The 25804-nt window shown below is 42.5% G+C and carries 17 protein-coding genes; 10 read left to right on the top strand and 7 right to left on the bottom strand.

The features are described from left to right. Window positions 1-329: 329 nt before the first annotated feature. Window positions 330-3878, bottom strand: coding sequence for an NB-ARC domain-containing protein (locus tag HXY43_RS25505; protein ID WP_290889642.1), 3549 nt, complete (start codon window positions 3876-3878; stop codon window positions 330-332). Window positions 3879-4478: 600 nt separating this feature from the next. Here HXY43_RS25505 and HXY43_RS25500 point away from each other — a divergent pair. The 3 genes from HXY43_RS25500 to HXY43_RS25490 all read left to right on the top strand — a co-directional run bounded on the left by HXY43_RS25500 (window position 4479) and on the right by HXY43_RS25490 (window position 8213). After that, window positions 4479-5951, top strand: coding sequence for a TldD/PmbA family protein (locus HXY43_RS25500; RefSeq protein WP_026733714.1), 1473 nt, complete (start codon window positions 4479-4481; stop codon window positions 5949-5951). 129 nt (window positions 5952-6080) lie between these two features. After that, window positions 6081-7421: a TldD/PmbA family protein gene (locus tag HXY43_RS25495; RefSeq protein ID WP_290889638.1), complete on the top strand. Its 1341-nt coding sequence runs from the start codon at window positions 6081-6083 to the stop codon at window positions 7419-7421. 228 nt (window positions 7422-7649) lie between these two features. Then, complete coding sequence (locus HXY43_RS25490; protein ID WP_290889635.1) at window positions 7650-8213, top strand: hypothetical protein; 564 nt, start codon at window positions 7650-7652, stop codon at window positions 8211-8213. A gap of 76 nt (window positions 8214-8289) precedes the next feature. On the opposite strand, the gene HXY43_RS25485 is transcribed toward HXY43_RS25490, so the two are convergent. The 3 genes from HXY43_RS25485 to HXY43_RS25475 form a co-directional block, all read right to left on the bottom strand. Continuing rightward, window positions 8290-10005, bottom strand: coding sequence for an ATP-binding protein (locus tag HXY43_RS25485; protein ID WP_290889632.1), 1716 nt, complete (start codon window positions 10003-10005; stop codon window positions 8290-8292). A gap of 175 nt (window positions 10006-10180) precedes the next feature. Further along, window positions 10181-10624, bottom strand: coding sequence for a response regulator (locus HXY43_RS25480; protein ID WP_290889629.1), 444 nt, complete (start codon window positions 10622-10624; stop codon window positions 10181-10183). 60 nt (window positions 10625-10684) lie between these two features. Continuing rightward, window positions 10685-12991 carry an ATP-binding protein gene (locus tag HXY43_RS25475; RefSeq protein ID WP_290889625.1) on the bottom strand — a complete coding sequence of 769 codons (2307 nt, stop codon included), beginning with the start codon at window positions 12989-12991 and terminating at the stop codon, window positions 10685-10687. A gap of 640 nt (window positions 12992-13631) precedes the next feature. Between HXY43_RS25475 and HXY43_RS25470 the strand changes: the two genes are divergently transcribed. The 5 genes from HXY43_RS25470 to HXY43_RS25450 all read left to right on the top strand — a co-directional run bounded on the left by HXY43_RS25470 (window position 13632) and on the right by HXY43_RS25450 (window position 18978). After that, entirely contained in the window at window positions 13632-16973 is a 3342-nt protein-coding gene (locus tag HXY43_RS25470) for a PAS domain S-box protein (RefSeq protein ID WP_290889621.1), read from the top strand. Between the two features lie 245 nt (window positions 16974-17218). Continuing rightward, on the top strand, window positions 17219-17527 hold the full coding sequence (locus HXY43_RS25465) for an RNA-binding protein RbpA (protein WP_026733721.1): 309 nt from the start codon (window positions 17219-17221) through the stop codon (window positions 17525-17527). A gap of 123 nt (window positions 17528-17650) precedes the next feature. Beyond that, the gene (gene rpsU / locus HXY43_RS25460) at window positions 17651-17839 is read left to right on the top strand and encodes a 30S ribosomal protein S21 (protein WP_026733722.1); all 189 of its coding nucleotides are present in this window, start codon (window positions 17651-17653) and stop codon (window positions 17837-17839) included. Between the two features lie 128 nt (window positions 17840-17967). Continuing rightward, a complete protein-coding gene (locus tag HXY43_RS25455; protein ID WP_290889615.1) occupies window positions 17968-18480 on the top strand; it encodes a hypothetical protein in 513 nt (170 codons plus the stop codon). Between the two features lie 309 nt (window positions 18481-18789). Beyond that, window positions 18790-18978, top strand: a complete 189-nt coding sequence (locus HXY43_RS25450; protein ID WP_290889612.1) for a helix-turn-helix domain-containing protein — start codon at window positions 18790-18792, stop codon at window positions 18976-18978. A 334-nt stretch (window positions 18979-19312) separates the two neighbouring features. Here the strand turns inward: HXY43_RS25450 and HXY43_RS25445 are convergent, their stop codons facing one another. From HXY43_RS25445 to HXY43_RS25435, 3 genes are all read right to left on the bottom strand, one after another. Beyond that, on the bottom strand, window positions 19313-21322 hold the full coding sequence (locus HXY43_RS25445) for a family 10 glycosylhydrolase (protein ID WP_290889609.1): 2010 nt from the start codon (window positions 21320-21322) through the stop codon (window positions 19313-19315). A gap of 376 nt (window positions 21323-21698) precedes the next feature. Beyond that, on the bottom strand, window positions 21699-22337 hold the full coding sequence (locus HXY43_RS25440; protein ID WP_290889606.1) for a transaldolase family protein: 639 nt from the start codon (window positions 22335-22337) through the stop codon (window positions 21699-21701). A gap of 96 nt (window positions 22338-22433) precedes the next feature. Next, entirely contained in the window at window positions 22434-23213 is a 780-nt protein-coding gene (locus HXY43_RS25435) for an MBL fold metallo-hydrolase (protein ID WP_290889603.1), read from the bottom strand. Between the two features lie 773 nt (window positions 23214-23986). Between HXY43_RS25435 and HXY43_RS25430 the strand changes: the two genes are divergently transcribed. Together HXY43_RS25430 and HXY43_RS25425 are read left to right on the top strand one after the other, a co-directional pair. Further along, a complete protein-coding gene (locus HXY43_RS25430) occupies window positions 23987-25378 on the top strand; it encodes an ATP-binding protein (protein ID WP_290889600.1) in 1392 nt (463 codons plus the stop codon). A gap of 108 nt (window positions 25379-25486) precedes the next feature. Continuing rightward, window positions 25487-25756 (top strand): hypothetical protein, encoded by a 270-nt coding sequence (locus HXY43_RS25425; RefSeq protein WP_026733730.1) that lies wholly within the window; start codon window positions 25487-25489, stop codon window positions 25754-25756. Window positions 25757-25804 lie beyond the last annotated feature (48 nt).

The following is a 25804-nucleotide window of genomic DNA, read 5'->3' as shown; positions in this document are numbered from 1 at the left end:
TTGAGTACTTATGATTCTAGTAGCAGCCGCAGCGAGAGCAGCTTAGAGACCTTGGATGACACGCAGTTTGAGTTGGAAACAATCATGTTTGAGGAATTCGCACAAGGATTGCCAAGCGATATTCCTATGGCTGATTTTTAGTTTGCGCCTATCTGTACAGTTTATATAGATAGAGCTTGAGTTAATAGTTGATATCCCAGACTGTCTAGCCCCTGTCAAGTAAGGGTCAACAGAAGCTCCGAAGCTGGTTAGACCTAACTACCGTAACAACTAGACAGTCAGGGATTGACACTTATCAAGTAGAGGAAATCTCCACTAGTTTGATATAACTAGATAACTGCTTGCAGAGGCTGTTTTTCATAAGCAATTGCCCCCAACGTTTTCAACGTAGCAATCGTTGCAGCAGTCAAACCTGTAACCCCCCTGATATTCATTCCCTCATAGAATTTCTTAGCTTTCAAAGTTTTTAAGCACTGATTCGCACTAATATCCCAAAGTCGAATTGTATCATCAGCGCTGCTGCTAGCCAGAGTTTGATTATCTGGACTAAAGGCAACTGACCACACCCAAGCCGAATGCCCACGTAAAGTTCTTTTGCATGCACCTGTATCTACATCCCATAACTTAACTGTGTAATCAGGACTGCTACTAGCTAGGGTCTGACCGTCACGACTAAAGACAACTGCTTTGACGATACCATTTGCACAAACCTCGAAAGTTTTGAGACAAGCACCGGTGCTGACACTCCACAATCGGATTGTTCCGTCATAACTAGCACTTGCCAGCAGTTCACCATCTGGACTGAAGGCAACTGACCAAACCCAAGTCGTATGCCCCTCCAACGTTCTTTTGCACTCACCTGTACTGATATCCCATAACTTGACTGTCTGATCCCATGCACCACTCGCTAGCATCCTGCCTTGGGGACAAAAGGCAACTGATTGGATTGCAGCACGATGTCCCTGAAAAGTTTGCAAGGCTTGACCTGTGTTGACATCCCACAACTTCACCGTTTGATCTTCACTACCACTTGCCAGTTTTTGCCCATCTGGACTGAAGGCAACTGACTGGATTGCAGCACGATGTCCCTGGAAAATTTGCAAGGTTTGACCTGTATTGACATCCCACAACCTCACTGTGCGATCATCACTGCCACTTGCCAACATCTGACCATCTGGACTAAAGGCAACTGATCGAACCACAGCACGATGTCCTTGGAAACTTTGCAAGGCTTGACCCGTATTGACATCCCACAATCTCACCGTGCGATCGTGACTACCACTTGCCAACGTCTGACCATCCGGACTGTAAGCAACTGACCAGACCTGGCTGGTATATCCACTGAGAGTTTTAAGACATTGACCAGTGCTAACGTTCCATAGCTTCACAGTTTGGTCGTCACTGCCACTGGCGAGAAGATCCGCTTGCGGATTAAAGATGACAGAAAATACCCAACCGGAATGTCCCTGAAGAGTTTTAAGACATTGACCAGTGCTAATGCTCCATAGCCTAACTGTCTGGTCCAGACTAGCACTAGCGATCAGATCGCCTTGAGGACAAATGTCAACTGACCAAACCGCAGCACGATGCCCCTGTAAAGTTTTGATGCATTCACCAGTGGCAACATCCCACAACTTCACTGTCTGGTCATCACTGCAACTCACTAGTGTCTGATCATTAGAATTCATAGTGATTGACCGTATCCCATCATCATGCCCCTGTAGAATTTTGATGCATTCGCCAGTATCAACATCCCACAACCTAATTGTGTTGTCATCGCTGCCACTTGCTAGCGTCTGTCCATCTCGACTAAAGGCAACTGATATTACCCAACTTGTGTGTCCCTGGAAAGTTTTTAAGCATTTTCCAGTTTGAATACTCCATAACTTCATTGTGTGGTCATTACTGCCACTTACTAATGTTTTACCATCGGGACTAAAGGCTACCGACCAAACCTCATTATCATGTTCTCGAAAGGTTTGCAGGCATTGACCTGTACCTACATCCCACAGCTTCACGGTACGGTCACTACTTCCGCTAGCAAGGATACTACCATCTGGACTAAAGGCTAGTGACGGAACCCAGTTAGTATGTCCCTTACAGGTCAAAAGTTGTTTCCAATCCGTAACTTGTCGCAAGCGAATCTCACCATTGGTATCCCCCGTAGCCAAAAGTTTACCATCAGGGCTAAAAGCTACCGAGGAAATACCGCCGAAGGTTTCAGCAAAAACAGACTTAGCTAGATTAGCGTTTTGGAAATTGACATCGTGCAATTTCACATTCCGCAAGTCTGCTTGCCAAACAGTGAGATGAGAAAAATCATAGCCGCTTAAATCTGTCTCTAGCTGACAGAGCAAATTGAGAATATTTCCAGCCATGTATCCTGGTTCTTGCGGGGATTCTTCTCGTAGCCTTGCTAGAATTTTGGTTAATTGATTTTCAATGTTTCTTTTGCTTCTAAACACAGCGATCAGTCCATTTATAACTGGTTTGAGGATCAGGTGAATTTGAGCCTCCTTTATGTAGTCTTTCGCTGTCGCCTTCATCAGAGCGTGGCATCTAAAAAGCTCGATATTCTCAGATGCAATCTCTTCACAAACCCGCTCTATCAATACCTGAGTCACATATTCCATGACTACAGGTTGTTGGGTGAAAGTAGCTGCGCTTTTCTCAACGAGCGATCGCCTGACCAGAGATTCTAAAGCCTCCAGTAACTTTTGTGGTGGTATTGGTGATATGATATCTTCCCGTAATTCTGATAGCGAAATTGGCTCACGATTAACCGCAAGCCAATACATTATTTCGGCTTCTAAATCTGATAAACGCTCAAACTGCTGGTCTAAGAGATCGCGAATATCTCCAAAAACTGCCGTATTTTGCTGCAAAAATTCAGTCACATTACCATCAAAGACATCTTCAATAGTAGTAGCAACTATTTTCAAAGCTAATGGATTACCTGCATAGAGTTTAATAATTCCTTCCCATTCTGCCTCTGTGGCAGATAGTCCTTTGACTTTAAAAATTTCCTGCCCTTCAGCTACCTTCAATCCACCTAATTGTAGGGAGCGAACGGGTAACGTTTGTCCTTTGAGTAATGCTATTTCTTTCGGTTTTTCTCTACTAGTCAGCAATAAGCAGCTTTGGTGAGTTGCTTCTCCTAGCTGTCTAAAAAGCTCACCATACCCCTCATAGCCTTCTCGATATTGTCCAGCTCGATTGCCACTGCGGAGAACTGACTCTACATTATCAAGTATCACCAAACAGCGGTAATTGCGTAGATAATGGAGTAGTCGCGCTATTCTATCACTTAAATTATCTGATAAATTTGTTTCTGTTTCTTGATCGTCGGATAAAACTTGGATCAAGTTAGCGAGAACAGCATTAGCTGGTGGTGCTTCTCGTAGCGATCGCCAAATCACATACTCAAAATCTTCCTGAATCTTTTGAGCAAGCTTTATAGACAGAGACGTTTTACCAATGCCACCCATTCCTAACAGTGCCATCAATTGGCAACGCTCATCAAGAATCCATTGCTCTAACTTAGCAAGTTCTTCTGTTCGTCCGTAAAAAGCTGATGTAAAAGTAGCATTTCCCCAATCTACATGAGTATTAGAGCTTAAATAATCATTTTTGTCTATTTTTAAACCAAAAACTGAAAATAGCTTTTCCAGAGTTTTTTTATCTACACCTCCTTCGCGATTAAGTACTTTCGAGATTGTACTGGGGTATAATCCAGAAAGTGTACTCATTTCTTCAAGAGTGTAGCTATTGCCAAAATTTTCCTCTGTTTCTGATCTACGCTTTGCCTCCTGAAGTTTTTGTAAACCCCTAGTAGTCAGTGCAACACCACGTTTACGTCTCCAATTCTGTACAACCATAAAAGATGCAGTTAATAACTGAATATTGATTTTGTTAGCTTTTCAGCCGAATAAAGACTTTACCTTTACTAGTTTATTTATATAAACACAAAATATGCGTTTATTAAAAATAGCACATGCATTTTAGGAATTGGCTTTATATTTTTTAATTCTGCTTCCTCTAATGCTTTGATTGCAGCTTAATTTTTCTTTTTATTCTTGTTTTTAGTAGCGGCAGATGTAGTGCTCTCATCTCGACAAAAAAATCTCTGGAAGGATTGTTCGCTATACTGCTCCCCCTATCGGTTAGCCAGGTGCGATCGCAAATCATCCTATAAACACCACAAGCAATATACCTCTTGCCAAAGTGACTTTTGCCAGAGTTGGTAAAGGGAAAAAGTTAAAGGTTAAAGGGTTTTTATAGCTATTTTCAATTCAGTGAAATACAATCCTCAGCAGCAGGTAAACCAGTGCAATTAATGCGATCGCGTGTATCAGCCAAAGCAGCCAAGTTACTGTTCAAAGAGCTAGTACGGATGGATGACGAGTAAATTTGCTAGAGTGAACACACCTGGATATTTCAGTCTAATCTCCGAAAAAGCCAGCACCAAGAGGCTATCCATGCTAACAAACACGCTACTTCTGTCTAAACAACTCCCAACACTGCAATACACCTCTACTACAGAACGATTCGATGAAACCTGGGAAGCTCCCTTGGCAACCCTCCTAGGACTTGGACGCGCCGCTGGTGCTGATTTCATCGAATTTTTCTTAGAGCGTGTCAACTACATCAGTTGCCTTGCAGAAGAAGATGCGATCACCAGCATCACACCCCGTCTTTCCACTGGTGCGGGAGTGAGAGTATTTAAAGGACATGGCGACTGCTACGTCAGCACCAATGACCTTTCTTTTTCAGGTTTGAAAGCCGCCTTAGAAAAAGGACTTTCTATCTTGGGCTTGCAGCTACCTGCTCCCAACGCCTTCATTCCAGAAATCAACCTGGAACTACTGAGAGACTACGCTACCAAAAGAGGTAAAGATGGTTGGTTATCTCTGTGTAGTTCCATTCGGGAAATGGGAGAAATCCTTCTTGATGGTACTGCCCAACTCCAACAAAAAGCCACACATATCCAATCCCGCCGCGCTACCTATTTCCGGGATTGGCAAGAAGTCTTGGTAGCAGCCAGTGATGGCACTTTTGCTCGTGATATTCGCCTCACCCAATCTGTAGGATTTAGCCTCCTGTGTGCTGACGGCGCTCATCGTGCTTCCATCGGTGAACGTGCCGGCAACACCAGCGATCCCAACTTCTTGAAAACCTGGGATTATCAAGAATCAGCCGAGCATATCTCCGAAACCGCAGGTAAAATGCTTTACGCTGATTACGTAGAATCAGGTACTTATCCCATCATCATGGCTAATCACTTTGGTGGGGTGATCTTCCATGAAGCTTGCGGACATCTATTAGAAACAACGCAAATTGAACGCAAAACCTCTCCCTTTGCCGATAAAAAAGGCGAAAAAATTGCCCACGAAAGCCTAACAGCTTGGGATGAAGGGCGTACCGAACAAGCCTTTGGCACAATTGACATGGACGATGAAGGTATGCCAGCCCAAAGAACGCTATTGATTGAAAAAGGCGTTCTCAAAAACTTCTTGGCAGATAGATCTGGTTCTTGGCGTACCGGACACCCCAGAACCGGTAGCGGACGCCGTCAGAATTTTACATTTGCTGCTGCTAGCCGGATGCGTAATACTTACATTGCTCCTGGAGAATACACAACAGAAGATTTATTTGCCTCTGTTGACAAAGGCATTTACTGTAAAAAAATGGGTGGTGGTAGCGTTGGCGCTACAGGTCAATTTAACTTTGGTGTAGACGAAGCTTACCTAATTGAAAATGGCAAAATTACCAAACCACTTAAGGGAGCTATCTTGATTGGTGAAGCTAAGGAAATTATGAATAAAATTTCCATGTGTTCCCAAGATTTGTCTTTAGCCCCAGGTTTTTGTGGCTCGATTAGTGGCAGTATTTACACCACAGTAGGACAGCCTCACATCAAGGTTGATTCGATTACCGTTGGTGGACGCTAAGAATTTTTGGTGTCTTAGTGTCTTAGTGTCTTGGTGGTTAATAAAATACCAGATAAACCACAAAGACACAAAGACACAAAGAAGAAAATAGAGTTTCTGCGCTGCAAAATTTCAATTGCAAAGTTGAGTATGGCAAATATTAACGAGATTGCAACTTATGCCAAGGAAAGTGCACAAAAACTTGGCATCACAAAATTCGATATCTATGGCTCTACAGTAGACCAAACTAGCGTACAAGTAGATCAAGGTGAGCCTAAGCAAGTGAAAGCTTCAAATCTTTCTGGTGTCACCGTGCGCGTTTGGAATGAAGAAAAGACAATGGGTGTCACTAGTACAACAGATGTAGACCCCAAAGGATTGGAATTAGCTTTAAAAACAGCCTATGAAGCTAGTTTTTTTGGTGTAAAAGAGAATGTTCCAGATTTTAGTCCCGAAGCTACTGTTCCTATCCCCAATAAATCTTCTGAGAAATCTCCTCAAGCACAAGTTTCTCAGCTCATAGAAAGCTTGCTAGCGGCTGAAAAAGAAGTCTTGGCAGCCCATCCGGCTATTCAGGGAGTGCCTTATAATAATTTGGCACAAAGAGATGTTGACAGATTCTATCTCAATAGCGATGGTGCGATGAGAACTGAGTCTCGTTCTGTGGCATCGATTTATCTTTACAGCAAAACAGAAGAAAACGGAAAAAAACCACGTAGTGCTGGTGCTTTTAGAATTAGCCGCAGTTTTGATTCGCTAGATGTCAACGGTTGTATTCAAGAAACAACAGAGAAAACTATCAGCCATTTGAACTATGAAAAAGTCAAGTCTGGTAAATATACTGTTGTTTTTTCACCGGATGCTTTCTTAAGTCTTTTGGGTGCTTTTTCTAATTTGTTTAATGCTCAGAATATTTTAGATAAACAAAGCCTGTCTACTCCTGATGATTTAGGAAAACAAATTGCTTCTCCTCTGCTTTGCGTGTATGATGATGAATTGCATCCTGCTAATGTTGCTGCCGAAACTTTCGATGGTGAGGGAACTCCGACACGCCGAATTTCGTTGATTGAAAGTGGTGTTTTAAAAGGCTTTCTCCACAGTGCAGGCACTGCCAAAAGAATGAATGCCCAACCCACTGGTAATGCTAATATTGGTGCAAAAGTTACTGTTAGTCCCAACTTTTATCACGTCTCTGCTAGCGCACCAGCTGAACAAGAGTTGAGCTTGGAAACTGCCGAAAATGTGATTTTCATTGATGATTTACAAGCTCTCCATGCAGGAGTAAAGTCTTTGCAAGGTTCATTTTCTCTGCCGTTTGATGGTTGGATTGTCAACAAAGGCGTCAAGACAAGTATTGAATCAGCAACTGTGGCTGGTGATTTTCTACAACTGTTGAAGTCAATTATTTTTGTAGAGAAAGAGGAAGAGTTGACTCCCGCAGGAGTTTGTCCAAGAGTCTGGGTTGATGGACTATCGATTACAGGGGAATAAAAGTTAGAAATTATGAATGAGCAAACTTTTGAGAATTTATAGTTTCTAATTTATAGAAGGAAGGGTTTTTCTTCCTTCTTCAATTTTATGTAAAAGAGTAGCAATTTAAAATGCACCAGGGGCGCAGAGTCTCGGTGCAAAATTTTCATGTGCAGATTGAGCAGTAATTGCAACTATATATTTGTAAGTTAAGGTAGTTGTAGTTTTGATTGTACAGCACTTAAACTTATGAAAAAAATAATTATACCTGATGCTCTTAGAAGTCGTGTATTGCTACTCACAATCGGCTTAGGGTTAACTTCACTATTGTTATTTACCTTCTTTTTAGTTGATATATTTCGAGCTAGAGTTATAGATATTGATTACACAATGAAAATATTGAAAGAAAAACATCAAAAAGAAAACAATAATTTTGGGATTTCTAAAGTAGTTTTTCAAAAAGGTTTTAATGATAAAGGGCCTGATTTGAGATGCATAACTTGGTCTTCAAAGCTATTATATAGTGGCTGGAACAACGATAAAAAAGACCGTGATTTTTTTATTGACTACTATGTACCTTCTGGCAAAAAAGCTATTATTTGTGCAACACCTGCATTAGCCGCTTCGCTATCTGCACATCCTAAGAAAAGATTTTTATATGAAGTATCAAAGACTGAGTTAGATGATGGATTATATGTTCGAGTTGTTGTCGGAGTTTCAGAGGTAAGAGAGACTTGTAAATTAGTGACAGGCAGTGTAGATTGTGCGAACTCAATATTAGGACGACAAGCAATAGTGAAATATGAACCATAGGAAAGAGTGGGGGAGTGGGCATTGGGCATTGGGCATAGTTAACAACCACTAACTACTAACCACTAACTACTAACTACTAACTACTCCCTTGATTATGTCGCTTTGGTAAGGAAACTATGACTTTGGTTCCTAGTCCAATTTGACTTTCTAAAGCAATACTACCTCCATGTAACTCTACGCAAGCTTTCGCGATCGCCAGTCCTAAACCTGTTCCAGAGATTGTGTCAACGTTACTTCCACGACTGAAGGGTTGAAACAAGTTTTCTTGGTCTTCTATTGGTATGCCTATTCCCCAATCTTGAACGTAAAATATAATCTGCGATTCTTTCCCAATCAGGTGAAACTCTACCTTGCCTCCATTCGGAGAGTATTTAATCGCATTCGACATTAAGTTAGTAAAAATTAGTCGCAAAAGTCCCCGATCGCCCCAAAAACCCTTGTAATTACCAGTACAGTTAAAAATTAATTCATGGCGATCGCTTGCTATTTCTTGCTGTTCTTCTATCAAAGCAGAGAAAAAAGGCAGCAAATCGAGCAGAATTGGCTTAAATTTGGCTTTATCTAATTCAAATTGATTCACGACTAGCATATCATCCATCAATTTGGACATATGTCGTGCTTTCTGCTCAATGATTTGCAGAAACTTCTGTTTTTTACACTCCTCTAGTAGTTCGCCATGTTGCTTGAGGGTGGATGCAGCAGCGAGGATAGAAGCTAACGGCGTTCGATACTCGTGGGAAATAGTAGCGACGATTTGCGATTTAAATGTGTTGAGTTGCTTTTCTTTTTGTAGCGCCGCTTGAGTCTGTGCTAGCAATTCCGCTTGTTGAATGGCGATCGCTAGTTGCACTGACACTTCATGAAGTATTTCTAGTTCATCAGATTGCCACTCTCGCTTTAGAGAAAATTCATCAGCAATCAAAAAACCCCAAGGTTTTGATGTTGATTCTCCATTGTTACTTAAAGTTATGGGAACTACGAGATTTGTTTCACTATAAAATGCCTCTAGCGAATTCAAGCAGCGATCGCTCAACTCAGCTTCATATACCTTGGCTGTTACTGACGGAAAAATCAGAGAATTGCTTTTCTGCTTGTGCCAAGTACTTGTTTGTAACCACCCAGAATGAGATAAAAAACCACCAGTTATTAACTGATCTGGTGGTGCAATTCCGGAGTTGGTATTATATGTTGTCTCTAAGTACTCACCGGAGCAAGCAACAGTCTTAACACCAATTTCTGGAAACAATTGACATACCATGACGCGATCGCACTTGAGAAGTTGCTGCACTTCCACCACAGCCGTATGCAAAATTTGCTCTAAATCAAGAGACTGACGAATTCGCAGCAGCATAGCAGCTATCAGGCGTTGTCGTTCTTGAGTTTTGTTTAGCTGCGTTTGCAGCCAAGACTGCTTGATCGCGTTGCGAACTGCCAATTGCAATACATCCGGTTTCACGTGTTGCTTAACCAAATAATCCTGGACACCCCTTTTCATCGCTTGCACGGCAACCTCTTCATCGCCGCGTCCTGTCAGCATAATCACGGGTATGGATATCTCTAATTTTTGCCGCCTCAACCGATCGAGAAAGTCTAGTCCGCTCATATCAGGCAAGCAAAAATCTAGCAGAATGACATCGCAGCGTGTTTCTTGGCACAAGCTAAGCGCATCCCCTGCCGAGTCTGCCTCCAAAATTTGGTAAGACTGGTGAGGATCTTTTTGAAGAAATCTACGATAGATTTTCCGATCTGCTGCACAGTCATCAATGATGAGTAGCGTCGAGGCATACGGCATAGGAATATGAGGCAGAGGTACAAAACTCTTTACTCAACATTGCCATATATTGCGAAATTATAAAAAAAAACTAAAAGAAATGTAAAATAAATCTAAACATTAGTTGTTTGTTGTTTGTTGGTTGTTGTTTGTTGGTTGTTCCTGCAACCACCAACCACCAACCACTAACCACCAACTAAACAGGTGGTATATTAACCTCCAGCCAATAGTCTACAAATGCTTGAACAGTCTTTTGAAGCTCTTGAGCATCCATAGGCTTGATCAGATAGCCATTTGCGCCCTTTTGGTAGCATAATTCAATATCCTTGGGGTTGGATGATGTGGTGAAAACAATGACGGGAATCTCCTTGAAACTCTTGTCTTGCTTTAACTGTTGTAGAATTTCACGACCATCAATACCTGGTAAATTCAGGTCGAGCAAAATTACAGAAGGTCGTGGCGCTACATCTATGTTTTTATAATTCCCTTCTTGATAAAGGTAGTCTAAAACTTCATCTCCACTAGTACAGCGATATATAGGATTTTTGACAGCCATACGCCGCATTAGGCGTTGCAGTATCCTAAAATCCTCATTGCTGTCCTCAACAACCAGCAGTGGATCGTTAAGTTTTGTTGTCATCAGCGGTCTTCGGTCTGAAAAATTTTGTATTAAAATGATATTTTTTTAATATATCTTAACCTATTCCAGCGTTAAGTAAAATGTCGATCCTTCACCTACGGTAGACTCAACCCAAATTCGACCGCCGTGACGCTCAATAATCTTCTTGGCAATAGCTAGTCCCGCACCTGTTCCACCACCGTATTTTTCCTGAGAGTGAAGCCGCTTAAAGAGTTTGAAGATGGTTTGGTAGTGATGGGGTGGAATACCGATGCCGTTATCCTGTACGTAGAAAATAGGTGGGGATTGGGAACAAGAGGAGGGGGAGAGAGGAGGAGGGGAGCCACTGCGTTGCGGAGGTTCCCTCCGTTGTAGCATGTGGCGTGGAGAGGGGGGGAGATTACCTGTGTCCTCTTTGTCCAGATAGCCAATCTCAACCCATTGTTCTGCCTTGTCGTTGTATTTAAAGGCATTAGCGATCAAATTACTGAAGACTTCGCTAACAAGAACTGGATCGCATTGAATTGTTGGTAAAGGTCTGTTAATGCGAATATCCAGGTTAGCTTGCTGACGGCTAGCATGAAAGACACTTATAACTTGATTGAGTAATTCGTTTAAATCTGTCGCTTGTAGGTGCAGTTCCGCTTGTCCTAGCTGCGATAGCCGCAACAGACCATTAATCAAAGTTTCCATCCGCACCGACAAAGACACTATCGTCTGCAAGAACTCTATGCCATCCTCATCTAGCACGGGTGCATAGTCTTCTAACAGAATTGTCGAGTAATTATAGATGCCCCGCAAAGGCTCTTTGAGGTCGTGGGAAGCAGCATAAGCAAATGAAGCGAGTTCGTGGTTGCTGCGTTCTAACTCCAGGTTAATCTTGGCTAACTCTTCTGCCTTTTTCAACACAATACCCACGATCGCATTTCTAAGACTGAGGGCGCTGTCAAGTTCGCACTGCTTCCAGGGTTCGGAAGTTAATTGCACGATTTCTTGCCACTGTGCAAAGGATTTTCTCGGACAAAGGGTGATACTGCCATCTGAGTGAACCTGAATCGATTCATCGGGATTACCTGCCCAGTTCACCGTGCGGATGACTTCAGGGCGAAACCACAGAATGTAATAGTGCCGCAGTTTAGAAATCCGTAGTAGCAGCAAACCACTGGCAGTATCTTTAAATGAGCGAGCCTCTGGATAAAGCTTTGGTAGAGAATCGGTATAAAATATATTGTCTTTTACTTGGGTGTCTGCCCAGGCAATCAGCGATCGCACATTTTCAATATCTGGTGTTGCCCCAACTAGCGTAATTTCACGATCCAGACACACTGCGGCTCCAGTTGCACCCACAACACCCAGCAAGCGGGGTTCAGGCTGAACTAATGCATCCCTGAAATTATCTGCTTGGGAAATGGATTCCACAACACCAGAACGCAGAGACTCCAATCTGGCTTTATAGTCCACTTCTTCTTGAATAACTTTATTTGCTAACTCAGATGACACGATCTGTCCCAACAATTCACAGCCAGCCCGGACTTCGTAAGGAACAAACTTGGGAGTTTGATGGTGACAGGAAATCAATCCCCACAGCTTTTCATTTTGGATGAGCGAAATGACCATAATAGCCGCTACACCCATGTTTTGATGAAATTCCACACAACAGGGATGAACGCTTCGCAGCACCGACAGACTTAAATCAACTGGAGTAACATCTGTTGTAGGCATCAATTCCACAGGCTGGGCATTTAAATTAGGTATAAATCGCAGCAAACCGCGCCGATATAACTCCCTCGCCTGCTCGGGAATGTCTGTTGCTGGATAGTGGAGTCCTAAATAGGGTGATAACTCTTCTTGCTTGGCTTCAGCAATCACCACTCCTGCTCCCTGGTGGTCGAATTGGTAGACCATAACTCTGTCATAGCCTGTGATTCTTCGGACTTCTACTGCTGCTAATTGTAAAAATTCTATCAGGTTGGTTGTGCGTTTTAATTTTGCGATCGCCCCTTTCACCAAGGTATGCAGATTCAAGAAATTTACCTTGGCTTGTGAGTGAGTTGATTCTAGCTCCAGAATCACAGCATCTGTTGTCCGATGCACAAAACCGTCAAAGTATTGTTCACCTGCACTTGTGCAGATTGACAGCTTCAGGTAATTAACAACCTCAGAGTCTTCTGGCAAGCACTGGGCGATCGCTTCTAGCTGTGACGCATCAAGCAAATAACTAAGCGGTTGACCAAGCAGTTCCTCTGGCAGTTTACCCAAATAATCTTGGCTATTGTTGCTAACTTGTAGTATCTCTAACTGAGTACTAAGCGCCAATAGCAAACCATGAGGCTGAATCAAGCCAGGATTAAGAATGAGTTCGTCGTGGCTAGTCGAGAGCAACTCCAAACAAGGGGATTTACAACAGAACTTTACTTTAATTACACTTTGGGATTTTGTTTGCTTTACCCCAAATTGTGCTAACTCTTTATAATTTTAATATTTTTTAAAAAAATTGCATAGATGTAAATCTAAATTAAAGAGAAAAAACTCTTGATACGTCATCCTAAAGAGTGAAAATTTTCGAGGGTATTGGGTATTGGGCAAAAATAAGTCAAAAGTTAAAAGCTAAAAGTAAAAAGAAAGAATTTTTTCTTTTACCTTTTTACTTTTTACTTTTCCAGTTTCTTTGCCCCTTGCCCTAGTCCCCAGTCCCCTGTTTATGCCTTTTGAGGGATGCAATTTTGTTAAGGAAATAAATTATTCTCTCTAAAGGGAGGTATAAGGTTAACGTAAAAAAATTTCATGACATTATATATAGCCATAGCTTAGGTAAGCTCATGCGAAAACTCCGGTTGGAGTTGGAACTGATTCAGGAGACATTTGCCACCGAGTGGAAGGTAAACCTTACCAACGATTGATCAATAGGAAAACGGGCAAGCAATTTCTTCTCCTTTAACAATGGCAAGAATTAGTAGCATGCTGCACCAGCAAAAAAATAAAGCTCAACACCTTCTCATCAAAAACTTCCCAATAAGGAGCGCTTGAGATGATCCAGCAACAAGCGAATTCCCTGGAGGGCGTATTTGCTGGCGGTGGACAGATGGGTGCCTTAATGCGTTGCTTTGACTGGGCAAACACCTACCTTGGTTCTGTAGAAAATTGGCCTCAAAGCTTGCGTACAGCCGTCAGTATTCTACTCAACTCCTGCTCTCCCAGCGTGATTTATTGGGGAACCGAGTTCATCAAATTCTACAACGATGCTTATATTCCTATCCTTGCAGAAAAGCATCCTCATGCGCTCGGACAAACAATTACGCAAGTCTGGCCAGAACTTTGGCTTGCCATCAAATCTAAGCTTGAGAGAGTCATAGATACTGGTGAACCCGCTGTCTCGGAAGACATGCAACTATTTATAAACCACAGCGGGTATCTGGAAGAAGTCTACATGACTTTTTCCTACAGTCCTATCCGTAATGAAAGCGGTAATGTGGGAGGTATATTTGTTAACTGTACCAATAGAACTCAAACTGTCATAGGTCAACGGCGTTTGAAAACCATACGGGACTTAGCAGCAAGAAGTAGTGATGCTGCAACACTCAGGGATGCCTGCCGTTTGGTAATGGAAAATTTGGCTAGCAACCCTACTGATATTCCTTTCGCTCTGTTGTATTTAATAGAGCCTGGAAACAAAGCGCATTTGGTAGAAAAAGTAGGCTGTATAGCAGTAAATACCACTAAGATAAAAGTAATAGATTTATCAAGTGACTTGATTTGGTATTTTGCTGAAGTAATCGAAACAGGACAGCCTGTGGTAATAGATAACCTAGCCAATCGTTGCGATTGTTTGCGAACAGGAAGTTGGGCAGAGCCAACACAGACAGCTTTAGTGTTGCCCATAGCACAACCTGGTAAAAAGCAGCCAGTGGGAATTTTGGTAGTTGGGGTCAATAATAGACGTGCTTTAGATGAAGATTACCGGGCTTTTTTTGAATTGGTTGCCACAGAAATCAAAAATGCGATCGCCAATGCTCGTGTCTGTGAAGAAGAACGCAAACGCACCGAAACTTTGGCAGAACTGGACAGCGCCAATTTGAAACTAGCGCAACTTTGCCAAGAAACCACAGAGTACGAGCGACGGTTACGGGTGGTCAGTGAAGCGGCACGCGATCGGCTTCACACTATCCTAGAAAGCATTACCGACGGCTTTATAGCATTAGACAAAGACTGGCAGATTGTGTATGTTAATCAAAAAGTTGCCAGAAATAACGGGCAAACAGCCACTGAGATCGTTGGTAAGAATTTCTGGGAGCAGTGGCCTTGGTCAGTGGGAACGCAAGTAGAACAAGAATATCACCGTGCCGTAACTGAGCAAGTTGCAGTCCATTTTGAAATTCTCTATGAACCCCTCAATGTCTGGTTAGAAATTCATGCTTATCCCTCTGAAGATGGACTGAACATTTTTTTCCGCGATATCACCCAGCGCAAACAGCTGGAACAAGACCTGCAAGCTTCGGAAACTAGGTTAAATGATATCCTCAACTCTGCTGGAGCCTCAATTGGTAGTTATCGCTTTTACCCCGACCGTCACCGAGAAATTGACTATCAGTCTGCGGGTTATGAAACAGTCTTTGGCTATACACCCGCAGAACTTACCCCAGAAATCTGGGCGTCACGGATTCCTCCTGAAGATTTAGAAGCTATCTCTTCACAGGCATTTGCAGCAATCTTCGCAGGGAAAACCGTTACAATTGAGTACCGCTTCTATCACAAAGATGGTTCCCTGCGTTGGGTGGCAGAAACCATCACTTCTCGTTGGAATGAAGCAGAAGGTTATTGGATTGTAACTATCGTTGGATTTGACATCACGGCTCGCAAACAGGCAGAAGAGGCTCTGCGGCAGAGTGAAACTCATTTAGCAATGGCTCAAAGAGTTGCTCAAGTTGGTAGTTGGGAGTTTGATTTAAACAGCCAGAAAATTAGCTGGTCAGAGACTACGTTTCAGCATTGGGGATTTGATCCAAGCCAAGGCGAACCGAGTTATACTGAACTGCTTGAGAGGGTTATTCCAGAAGATCGAGAGATTCTGTTCCAAGCTGTTGAACTAGCGATCGCGCAGAAAGTTCCTTACACCTTTGATCTACGGATTGTGCGACCAGATGGTTCAATTCGATATTTGGATTCTCGCGGAGAACCTGTTGTCAATGAGCGGGGACAAGTCATGAAGCTAATTGGAACATCACTGGATGTAACCGATCGCAGACACACAGAGGAAGCACTTCGAGAAAGCGAACAGTTTTTACGCAGTATCTATGAAGGAATTGAAGCAGCAGTTTTTATCGTTGATGTGCTAGAGGATGGAGGATTTCGCTATGTCGGAATTAACCCTGCCCACGAACGGATATCTGGACTGGAATCTTCAGCATTAAGCGGCAAAACCCCGGAGCAAGTACTTATTCCGGAAATGGCACAGGCTGTAACTCAACGGTATCGTCAATGTATTGAAGCCGGAAAGCGCATTAGTTATGAAGAGTGCCTTGTACTCGAAGGCAAAAAAACCTGGTGGATCACAAACCTAACCCCATTACGAGACAGCAACTCACGCATCTATCGCCTGATTGGTACTTGCTTTAACATCAACGATCGCAAACAAGCAGAATTAGAATTGCAGCAGGCAAAAGAAGCAGCAGAAACAGCAAGCCGAATCAAAGATGAATTTTTGGCAGTTCTCTCTCATGAACTCCGTTCTCCCCTGAACCCAATTCTGGCCTGGGCACAGCTTTTGCGATCGCGAAAGTTCGATCAAGCAACAACAGATCGCGCCCTAGAAACAATTGAGCGCAACGCCAAGTTACAGACTCAACTCATCGAAGACTTACTGGATGTGTCTCGGATCATTCAAGGCAAGCTGAGTTTGCATTTTAAACCAGTGAATTTAGTTGCCGTGATTGAGAACGCGCTGGAGGAGATTCGTTTAGCAGCACAAGCCAAAGCCATCCAAATTCAAACTTTTTTAGATTCTGCTCCCAACCAAGTTGAGGGAGACTCAAACCGTTTGCAACAAGTGGTTTGGAATTTGCTCTCGAACGCAGTAAAATTCACTCCTGAAGGAGGACAGGTCACGGTCAAACTAGAGTACTGTGACTGTTATGCTCAAATTCAGGTAAGCGATACAGGCAAAGGTATCAGTCCCGAGTTTCTTCCTCATGTTTTTAAACGCTTTAGCCAAGAAAGTAGCTCTACAAGCAGGGAGTTTGGTGGACTAGGGCTAGGATTAGCCATCGTTCACTATTTGACAAAGCTACACAGAGGTTGCGTACAAGCAGAAAGTCAGGGAGAGCAACTAGGGGCAACATTTACAATCAGATTGCCGTTGATCGTGAGTAAATAACGTGTCCGTTTGAATACTTATACTGTCGCCTAGGTTGGTAATGGGTAATGGGTAAATACTAGCAGAAGTGCTGGTGTTGGAGAGGTTGCTAAAGAAATTGCGCCGCTATAACATACGAGCATTTGTAGATTTATGTTATTGTTAGTTCCAAGGATTATATTCGGTTGTGTGCAGTTTGTTTTTCTCTATTTACAAGCCTCTCTCCGAATCTAACTCTCTACACCATTTGATTCTGGAGATATTTTATGTCAATTTATGTCGGCAATCTGTCCTATGAGGTTGAGCAAGAAAACCTCAAACAAGTCTTTTCAGAATATGGAACTGTTAAGAGCGTTCAACTGCCTACAGACCGGGAAACTGGCCGTGTGCGAGGTTTTGCCTTTGTAGAAATGGGAACAGATGCCGAAGAAGCAGCGGCAATTGAGGCTCTTGATGGCGCTGAGTGGATGGGTCGTAACCTGAAGGTTAATAAGGCTAAGCCGCGCGAAGACAGAGGTTCATCCGGTGGTAGACGCGGAGGAAACAATGGTGGAGGATACTTTCGACGCTACTAAGGTTTGAGACAAGCAATTTAACTCTAAGGTCTCTCGGGCAGACAAGGAGTCTGCCCTTTTTTTCGCGCTCTGGTCTACTGGATGGCTTACAAACTGCCCAGTACCAATTAAATAGGAGATAGAATGACCCAAATAGTTGTGGGCGAAAATGAAGGAATCGAGTCAGCCTTGCGTCGATTTAAGCGACAAGTTTCCAAGGCTGGGATTTTTCCAGATATAAAGAAACATCGTCATTTTGAAACGCCAGGGCAAAAACGCAAGCGCAAAGAAGTTGCCAAGCACAAGCAGCGTAAGAAACGTTTCCGCAATTGAGGACAAGTGTCAGGCTGTAGCCACTTCCCCAGAATCTAATTTTGGTAGCGTAAGAAACGTTTCCGCAATTGAGGACAAGTGTCAGTCAATGAAGCCACGCAATTATTTTCTTAATATCTGTAGCAACCGTGACTCCAGAAGCCAAACACACTGTTAGCGAACTAAGGCTTAAGTTCTACTCTCTCTTCGCTGCTGCTATGAATGTGCCGATGAGAGTAACTGGTGCATCCTATAGCAGTAATTCCCCGATCGTATTTTGGGTGGATGATCGGCAACGACTGAACTATATGAATGTTTACGCTTACACAGCACCTGATGAATTTATCCCATTACGCCCGTTCATTCTTCGTCTGGCTATTAACAAGAGTGCTTTTCGAGACATGATAGTAAAAAAGGGGCTAAAATATCGAGGTCTTAATCGAGCATGGAACTTCGAGTTAACTTTATTGCCAAGGGAAATCTTAGACTTTCTCCCTTGGATAGTTAGCTTAGTTGAGGCTTATGACAAAGGTTCACCCTCGTTGCTGGTGTCACCACCCCATCCATTTGAATTTCAAATGCCAGCAGTCGGGTTACTTAATCAAGCATGGACTGAGAAAGCTTGGGAACTTGCGAACTTGACAATGTCGTGTTCGGGGTAACACCTCTGATTTTCAGTTCTACCCCTATTAGTTCTAATGCCTCAAGCTGCTACAACACCCAATGCTAGAGAAGCTCTTAGGGAATTTCAAAACGGATTGCAGACTCATTTACCTCAGGTGAAAGAGTCTTCTCAGTAAACAATTGCTTATGCGTTCGCCTGTCTTTACTGCAAAGGGTCGAGCAGAAATGCATGACTTTCACGTTACGCATTTCTGCTCAATTATTTATTTTTTTTAACATTTTTCAATAGTTAGTTACAATTTAATTAGATAGCAATCTAATTACGATTGCAAGGAAGGCAACAGCGTATGCAGATGCAAGGTGTTTCACTGGCAGAGGCAGCAAGACGTTTGGGCATGAGTCAAAGCGCTTTGTATGTAGCTGTGCAAAAAGGACAAATCCCTGCTTTTAGAAGAGGTAGGAGAACTGTAATTTCTCAAGCAGGATTAAGAGCATATCAAGTCAGGCAACGTCCTACCTCTGATTACAGACTCTAATACCAATTCCCTTTAGCCATGAAACATATTTTGTTGTAGAGACGTTGCATGCAACGTCTCTACAGGATTTATATGTATCGTGATTAAGGTGAAATGGTATAACTGCCGTTAAGTGATGTACCGGAGGCATCACTCGGAGGGCTTGCCGCTAGGTATCGGCAATTCCCTCACTAACTCTGAGTTTCATAATTTAGCCTCGATTTTTTTTCCCAGAGTGACAGAACAAAGCAATAATAAGTAGGCGCTCTGAGTATTAGTCTCTCACTACTGAGCGCTTTTTATTACCTGGGGTAAAACTAGATGCCTTCAGCTATGATTGGCGCTGCGTAATCTGCTAACTCACCGATATAATCACTCCCACACTTTCATTGGCCAACCTACCTACTGCACATACGGCATAGGTTCCCGGTTCAACGGTGGCAAAGGTGGTGTTAGCAGGCAAAACTCGCTGGAGTGTCCAAGTATCGCCACTTTGCCTGTAAAGTGTCCAAGAACGAATTTGGCTGTTATCACCCGGTTTCCAAGTCAGTGTGCGGCTGTTAACTTGCAGGGCAGTGGGAGGTGCTGGTGGTGCTACATTCTGCCAAGACAAAGTGGGAACTAACGCTGGTCTGTTATAAAGTAATGATTGGAACTTATCAGTGATGCCCTGACGATTTTCCATCAGCACGCTCAGATTAAAGAAAATATTCCCCAATGATAATTGCTCAAACTGGCTGCGACTAATTTTAATCTGCTTTTCAATTTCGTCATTATCCCGACTCTTACCGCTTGGTTCTTCGAGATTGTTACCTGCGTAAATGTGTCGCTTCTTGGAGTTCACCTCCGTCCACCACTTCAGCAAAGCAGAATAACTTTGTTGTGTTTGATCTGTGCGCCAGTAAAGTTGGGGGGCTACGTAATCAATCCAGCCTTGTTCTAGCCACTTCTTGGAGTCGGCATACAGCACGCTGTAGGCGTCTAAGCCGGTAATGCCAGGGGGTTGTCCAGGGCGGTAAATGCCAAAGGGACTAATGCCAAACTTAACGTAGGGCTTGGTTGCCTTAATTCCCTGCGAGAGGCGCAGTACCATTTTATTGACATTATCCCGTCGCCAATCACCGACGCTGAGTGTACCGCCAGCCGCCTTGTAAGCAGAGTAAGTTTTGTTGTCGGGGAAGGATTGACCTTCGATGGGATAGGGATAAAAATAGTCATCTAGATGAATGGCATCGACATCATAGCGCCTCACCACATCTATAATCACGTTGTAAGCCCGATCCTGAACGATTTTCGCCCCTGGGTCCATCCACAGTTGAGTGCCCCATTCGTAAACTACTTCAGGATTAGTCACCGCAATGTGGGGACGGACGTTTTTTCTTTGCTTGGAAGTGCTAGCGCGGTAAGGGTTGAACCAAGCATGAAGTTCGATATTGCGCTTGTGGCATTCAGCGATCGCAAATTCCAAGGGGTCATAAAATGGGTTTGGTGCTTGACCTTGAGTTCCCGTTAGCCAAACACTCCACGGTTCCAATTGGGAAGCATACATTGCATCTCCCTCTGGTCGTACCTGCAAAACCAGGGCGTTGAAATTCAGGGCTTGTAATTTTTCAATAATCTTGATTAACTCGGCTTTTTGTTGCGCTACTGAAAGTCCTGCCTTGGGCCAATCACCATTCCACACGCAGGCTACCCAAGCCCCTCGAAATTCTCGGCGATGACTGAGGTTGATAGCTGGGGGTGTGTTTCCTGGTTCTGGAGGAACAACAATGTAGTTTGAGGGAAGTTTTTCAGCTTTCCCCTGATATACCAACGCTTGATAAACTATCACTGCAACATCAGCCCGAGTTGCTGCTACTTTAGGGTTAAGTAATTTCACGTTGGGATAGCTAGCAACTATACCAGCACGAGTAGCAATAGCTACTGCTTTTCTGGCATATCCAGGAATATTCGCTGCATCTTGGTAAATGAGGGGAAGTGCTGTCAGCAGATCCGGTTCGATATCGGCAGCAAGGTCTAAGCCACTGACCAAAGCAACCAAAACATCGCTCCTAGCGATGCGATCGTTAGGATGGAAACTGCGATCGGGATACCCAGACAGAAATTCTGTTTCGTAAGCTTTTTTTATTGCATTTGCCGCCCAGTGACTCTCTGGAACATCAGTAAATGGGACATACTCTCGCTTGGAAGGTTGCGTAAATACTTTGGCAATAATGGCAGCAAACTCAGCACGAGTCACTGAATTGTCCGGGCGAAACGTACCATCACGATATCCACTCACAAAGCCACGCTGAGCAAAGACTTCGATAAAAGCACGCGCCCAATGATTTTTAATATCCGAAAACTGAGTAGAAGTTGATACCATATACAATTCCAGCTAGTTTGCTTTGATTTTAATCAGTTTTGTAATTTTTAAAACATCTTTCTCCTATGCAAACAATCCTCACATAAAAGTAAACAAATAGGTCTACAAATTGCTATCTGTGCATTTCGCAATATTTTCAAGGGGACTGGGGCAAGGGGAAAAGGGGAAAGGGGAAAGGGTAATGGGGAAAGTTTTAAATCAACATTCCAGCAATATACAACTTTGTCTCTCTACCGACCTGTTTACGGTTCACCAGTTGTCACCACTCTAAAAGCTGTCGTTAGATCACAACAAACTGTCGTTAGGAATACAGAAGCTAGTGAACTACAAAGATACAGAGACACTAAGAAAAATACATCATCGTTGTACCAAGCCACTAAATCTTTAAACCAATACCGTTTTTAGCAAACTCTTCAATAGTTTTCTGCGATAACTCATGGGTGGCGATAGCCTGCAACATTGCCAAAGGTAAAGTTAAATGATGCGCCCCTGCTTGTAGCGATGCGGCTGCTTCTTGAGGTGATTTGATGCTAGCGGCTAAAATCTCAGTCTCACTGCCAGCCAGTATACTAGCCATATCCCGTACTAAGGCAATGCCATCACCCAACAAGCGAGTCGCACGATTTACATAAGCGATCGCAATTTTAGCACCTGCCTCTTTTGCTACTGCTGCCTGAGATGCGCTGTAAATCGCTGTTACTGAGCAAGTAATCTGAGATGATAAACAGGCTACCACTTCAAAGCCTACTGGTGTTGCTGGTATCTTTAATATTGTCTGTTCACCGATAATCTCGAAAGCTTTTTTTCCTTCCTGAACCATCCCATCAAAATCAGAGGCTGTTAGCTGATAATATAATGGCCCATTTGTCAAGGCAGCTAATTTTTTCAGTGTCATCTCTGGTGGGGCACTACTTTGAGCTAACAAGGTGGGATTTGTGGTGATGCCTTTCACCCAACCCATTCGCTTGGCAATTTCTGCTTCCGATGCGATCGCTGAGTCTAAATATAATACCATGATTCTCTCCTCGTCAAATCAATAGTTTCTGGTTAGTGTCTTAGTGTTTTAAAAAAATTTTTTCACCACCAAGACACCAAGACACAAAGATAGCAATTAAATTGTTAATGCTCGTTTTTGTAGTTGCAATTCAAAGCGATCGCGTGACTTAGGTTCTATCACCTGCACTGAAAGATTGTTCTTTGCTAATAACGAACGAAATTCATCAATGCTTCCTTTTGTTTGCAGAAATTTTGTCAGGAAACCTTCAAAAATTACATCGCCTCCGCCTGCTGTTGGTAGCATAACTTGAGGTTGCAACCACTGGGCTAGTTCTAGAGCATTTTTATTACCCCTGAGAATCGATCCAACTACGGGTAAAGCCAAGTCAACAAGTGGAGTAATGACAACATCTACAGGGGCAACTTCTTTGAGTGATGGGGAATGATATCCGTGCGGTTCGTAGTAGAGAGTGAAGCCACTTTCTAACTCTTTGAGGAGATAACCATTTTCTACCAAAGTCGGGCCAATTTGAGAGCCGGGAGTTGCCTTGATTTCTATACTTGCATTCAACGTAAAAGTTTCACCATGAGCAAGTGATATTATCTGGGTGTAACCTAACTGCTGCACTACCTTGGCAGCATTGGGAGAAGCTACTACTGGAATGTTGCGGTCAAGTTGTTTGAGTGTTGGTGGATGAGCATGATCTTCTAATCCCTGAGACAGCAAAATTAGGTCAATGTTTTCTGGAATTGGATGTTCTTGAGGTCGAGAACCTTTAAAAAACCAATCCAAATTGCCGAAAGTTAGCGAACCAACTAACCAAGGGTCAAGTAGTATCCGTTTGCTTCCGATTTCAAAAAGCCAACTATTGCTGTCTAAGTATGTTAAGTGCATAATCTTTGTGAGGATAACGCCTGCCTTTATTCATTTTATACTTATCATTTAATAACCTTCTATTAACCTAATACTCATATAATTGATAGAGGACTTTAAAATTAAGGCGTTGCTGAATTTGGTCATGAATTATGTTTGCATACATTTTTGTAGAGACGTAGCAATGCTACGTCTCTACATACCCGTGAATTGTAAATTCATATCTTGATTCAGCAACGCCAAAATTAAAATTATCATAGACAAATCTGCGATCAATTGTGTTCGATTTCTTACAGTTTGAGAGACAACACTTGTATTCAATTTATCTGGTAATTCTAACTATATGCATTTTCAAGTAAACCAATTTTCTATAAAACAAAAAAATACTTGCCTTGTTACTTTATTTGGAGCGCGATTTATAATACTATTCAAAAAGGCATTTAAGTTATATTTCAGCTATAGTCCAAAATTCAACTCTCGGTCATCAGTAACAGGTCTCAAGCATCTATTGGCAAACTAAAAGACTTGCAAAATTTACTTTTGCAAATTTGTGGGTAAAAGATTGATGTGCAAAGGAAAAAGCTAACTCCGGAAGACTCTTTGTGTCTACGGTTTGGGAAAAAGTTAGAGGGAAAAGGCTTCTCAATTTCTTGACCTCTGCCTCTAATTTTCAATGCCAGTTACTACAAGGGGGAAACTCTCACAACGCACGTGATGCTGCGTGAGGTCTGATTTTACCTTGACCTTTTCCCTACTTCAGCAAAAGTCTAATCAATAGCAAGTGGAAAGATTGAATGATATCAACTATGAATGCGCTGACAATTTCTGATGAGCTACAGTTGATCGTAGAGTCAACCTTGCAAGATTTACGGTTGTGGGAAGTAAAGATTGATCTAAATTATCTAGGCAGTGATTTGGAAAAACTCTTTAAAGATGAACCTCTACTGCCAGGAATTATCATAACTCATCATCAGCACTATGTTGGGATGGTTTCGCGACGGAGATTTTTTGAACATATGAGCCGTCCCTTTAGTTTAGAGCTATTTTTAAATCACCCGATTGAAAGGTTCCTTAATATCTTCAAAATTGAAAAAGAATCTGTGCTTTATAATACGACTTCTGTGATAGAAGCAACTCAAATAGCTTTGCAGCGATCGCCCGAACAGTTATATGAGCCTATCATAGTCCAAAGTTCGCTTGGAAGGCATCAATTACTTGATTTTCATCAATTACTCTTATCTTACTCCCAAATTCAAGTCCTCACACTTACTCATCTACAACAGGCAAGGCAGCAAACAAAAATATCAGAACCAGACTTTTATCAACTCCAAGAACACCAGATAAGATTATTACATAATGAAAAAATTGCCACCTTAAAACAAGTGATTTGTGGCATTGCTAATGAAATCAATCATCCTACCAACGTTTTGGCTGGAAATTTGCTTCGTGCTAGTCGCTATATCCAGAATTTACTCGAACTAATTAGCCTTTATCAACAACACTACCCAGAACCAGCGGTAGAAATTAAAACGGCAATCGATCAAGTTGAAATAGATAATTTAACTATCAACTTATCCAAGCTGCTAGATTCAATGAAGGCGGGCACTAATCGTATTAAGCAGTTTGTCTATTCCTTGCAAAATTTCTACACGAATGAATCTGAAAAAAAAGCAATTGATATCCATGAAAGCCTTGAAAGTGCTTTACTAATTTTACAAAATCGTCTCAAGTTAAATAGTCATTGCAAAAACATTACCATTATTAAAGAATATGGTAATTTGCCTTTGGTAGAGTGCTACCCAGGAGAACTCAACCTGGTTTTCATCAATATTCTCAGTAATGCGATCGATGCCTTAGAAGAGGGACTAGAGATCGGAGACTGGGAACTAGGAAAAGATTCTTCTCAATACCCAGTTCCGACGATTCGCATTCGTACAAAACTGGCTAACTCACATAGAGTGGTAATTCACATTGCTAATAATGGCATTGGTATGACAGAGGCAGTCAAACAAAGAATTTTTGACCCATTTTTTACAACCAAACCTGTTGGTAAAGGAACTGGATTAGGACTATCTATAAGCTACCAAATTATTGTTGAAAAACATGGAGGAACTCTGGAAGTAAATTCAGCAATCAGACAAGGTTCAGAATTTGCGATCGCCATCCCTATGCAGCAAGATTACTGAATCAAATTGGTCAAATTATCAATAGAGTCAAAGCGAAAGGGCTTTTTGTTATGTTAGACTTCTGGCGTTGGTTCTGTCTGTTGACAGTAACTCCACTCATAACAGTCTATGATTCGTAGTTTTAGAAAATACCATCGCCAGATTGCGATCGCGCTATGTCTACCCTTGTTTTTGACGGTACTAACAGGCATAGGCTACACCATTGTTGATGAATGGTTGCACCAAGGTGAATTAGGCGCTTTTATCCTTAGTCTTCACACCCTGTCAATCTTCCGTTTACAAGCAATTTATCCCCTGTTGAATGGCTTGGGGTTACTAGGATTGTTGATTACTGGTTTGAGTATGACAGGTTTATTTCGCAAACGCCCGGGCGGATGAGTGGGAGAGTGGGAGAGTGGGGGCTAGGGGCCCCCTCTGGGGTTGGTG

Source organism: Fischerella sp., from assembly GCF_013388695.1.
Classification (GTDB): domain Bacteria; phylum Cyanobacteriota; class Cyanobacteriia; order Cyanobacteriales; family Nostocaceae; genus PCC9605.
The sequence above is the reverse complement of the archived record's forward strand: the minus strand, read 5'-3'. Positions and strand labels throughout refer to the sequence as shown.

Bases quoted from the DNA above. Each gene is read 5' to 3' on its own strand.
- HXY43_RS25505 (WP_290889642.1), bottom strand. From the start codon at position 3,878: ATGGTTGTACAGAATTGGAGACGTAAACGTGGTGTTGCACTGACTACT.
- HXY43_RS25500 (WP_026733714.1), top strand. From the start codon at position 4,479: ATGCTAACAAACACGCTACTTCTGTCTAAACAACTCCCAACACTGCAA.
- HXY43_RS25495 (WP_290889638.1), top strand. From the start codon at position 6,081: ATGGCAAATATTAACGAGATTGCAACTTATGCCAAGGAAAGTGCACAA.
- HXY43_RS25490 (WP_290889635.1), top strand. From the start codon at position 7,650: ATGAAAAAAATAATTATACCTGATGCTCTTAGAAGTCGTGTATTGCTA.
- HXY43_RS25485 (WP_290889632.1), bottom strand. From the start codon at position 10,005: ATGCCGTATGCCTCGACGCTACTCATCATTGATGACTGTGCAGCAGAT.
- HXY43_RS25480 (WP_290889629.1), bottom strand. From the start codon at position 10,624: ATGACAACAAAACTTAACGATCCACTGCTGGTTGTTGAGGACAGCAAT.
- HXY43_RS25470 (WP_290889621.1), top strand. From the start codon at position 13,632: ATGATCCAGCAACAAGCGAATTCCCTGGAGGGCGTATTTGCTGGCGGT.
- HXY43_RS25465 (WP_026733721.1), top strand. From the start codon at position 17,219: ATGTCAATTTATGTCGGCAATCTGTCCTATGAGGTTGAGCAAGAAAAC.
- rpsU (WP_026733722.1), top strand. From the start codon at position 17,651: ATGACCCAAATAGTTGTGGGCGAAAATGAAGGAATCGAGTCAGCCTTG.
- HXY43_RS25450 (WP_290889612.1), top strand. From the start codon at position 18,790: ATGCAGATGCAAGGTGTTTCACTGGCAGAGGCAGCAAGACGTTTGGGC.
- HXY43_RS25445 (WP_290889609.1), bottom strand. From the start codon at position 21,322: ATGGTATCAACTTCTACTCAGTTTTCGGATATTAAAAATCATTGGGCG.
- HXY43_RS25440 (WP_290889606.1), bottom strand. From the start codon at position 22,337: ATGGTATTATATTTAGACTCAGCGATCGCATCGGAAGCAGAAATTGCC.
- HXY43_RS25435 (WP_290889603.1), bottom strand. From the start codon at position 23,213: ATGCACTTAACATACTTAGACAGCAATAGTTGGCTTTTTGAAATCGGA.
- HXY43_RS25430 (WP_290889600.1), top strand. From the start codon at position 23,987: ATGATATCAACTATGAATGCGCTGACAATTTCTGATGAGCTACAGTTG.
- HXY43_RS25425 (WP_026733730.1), top strand. From the start codon at position 25,487: ATGATTCGTAGTTTTAGAAAATACCATCGCCAGATTGCGATCGCGCTA.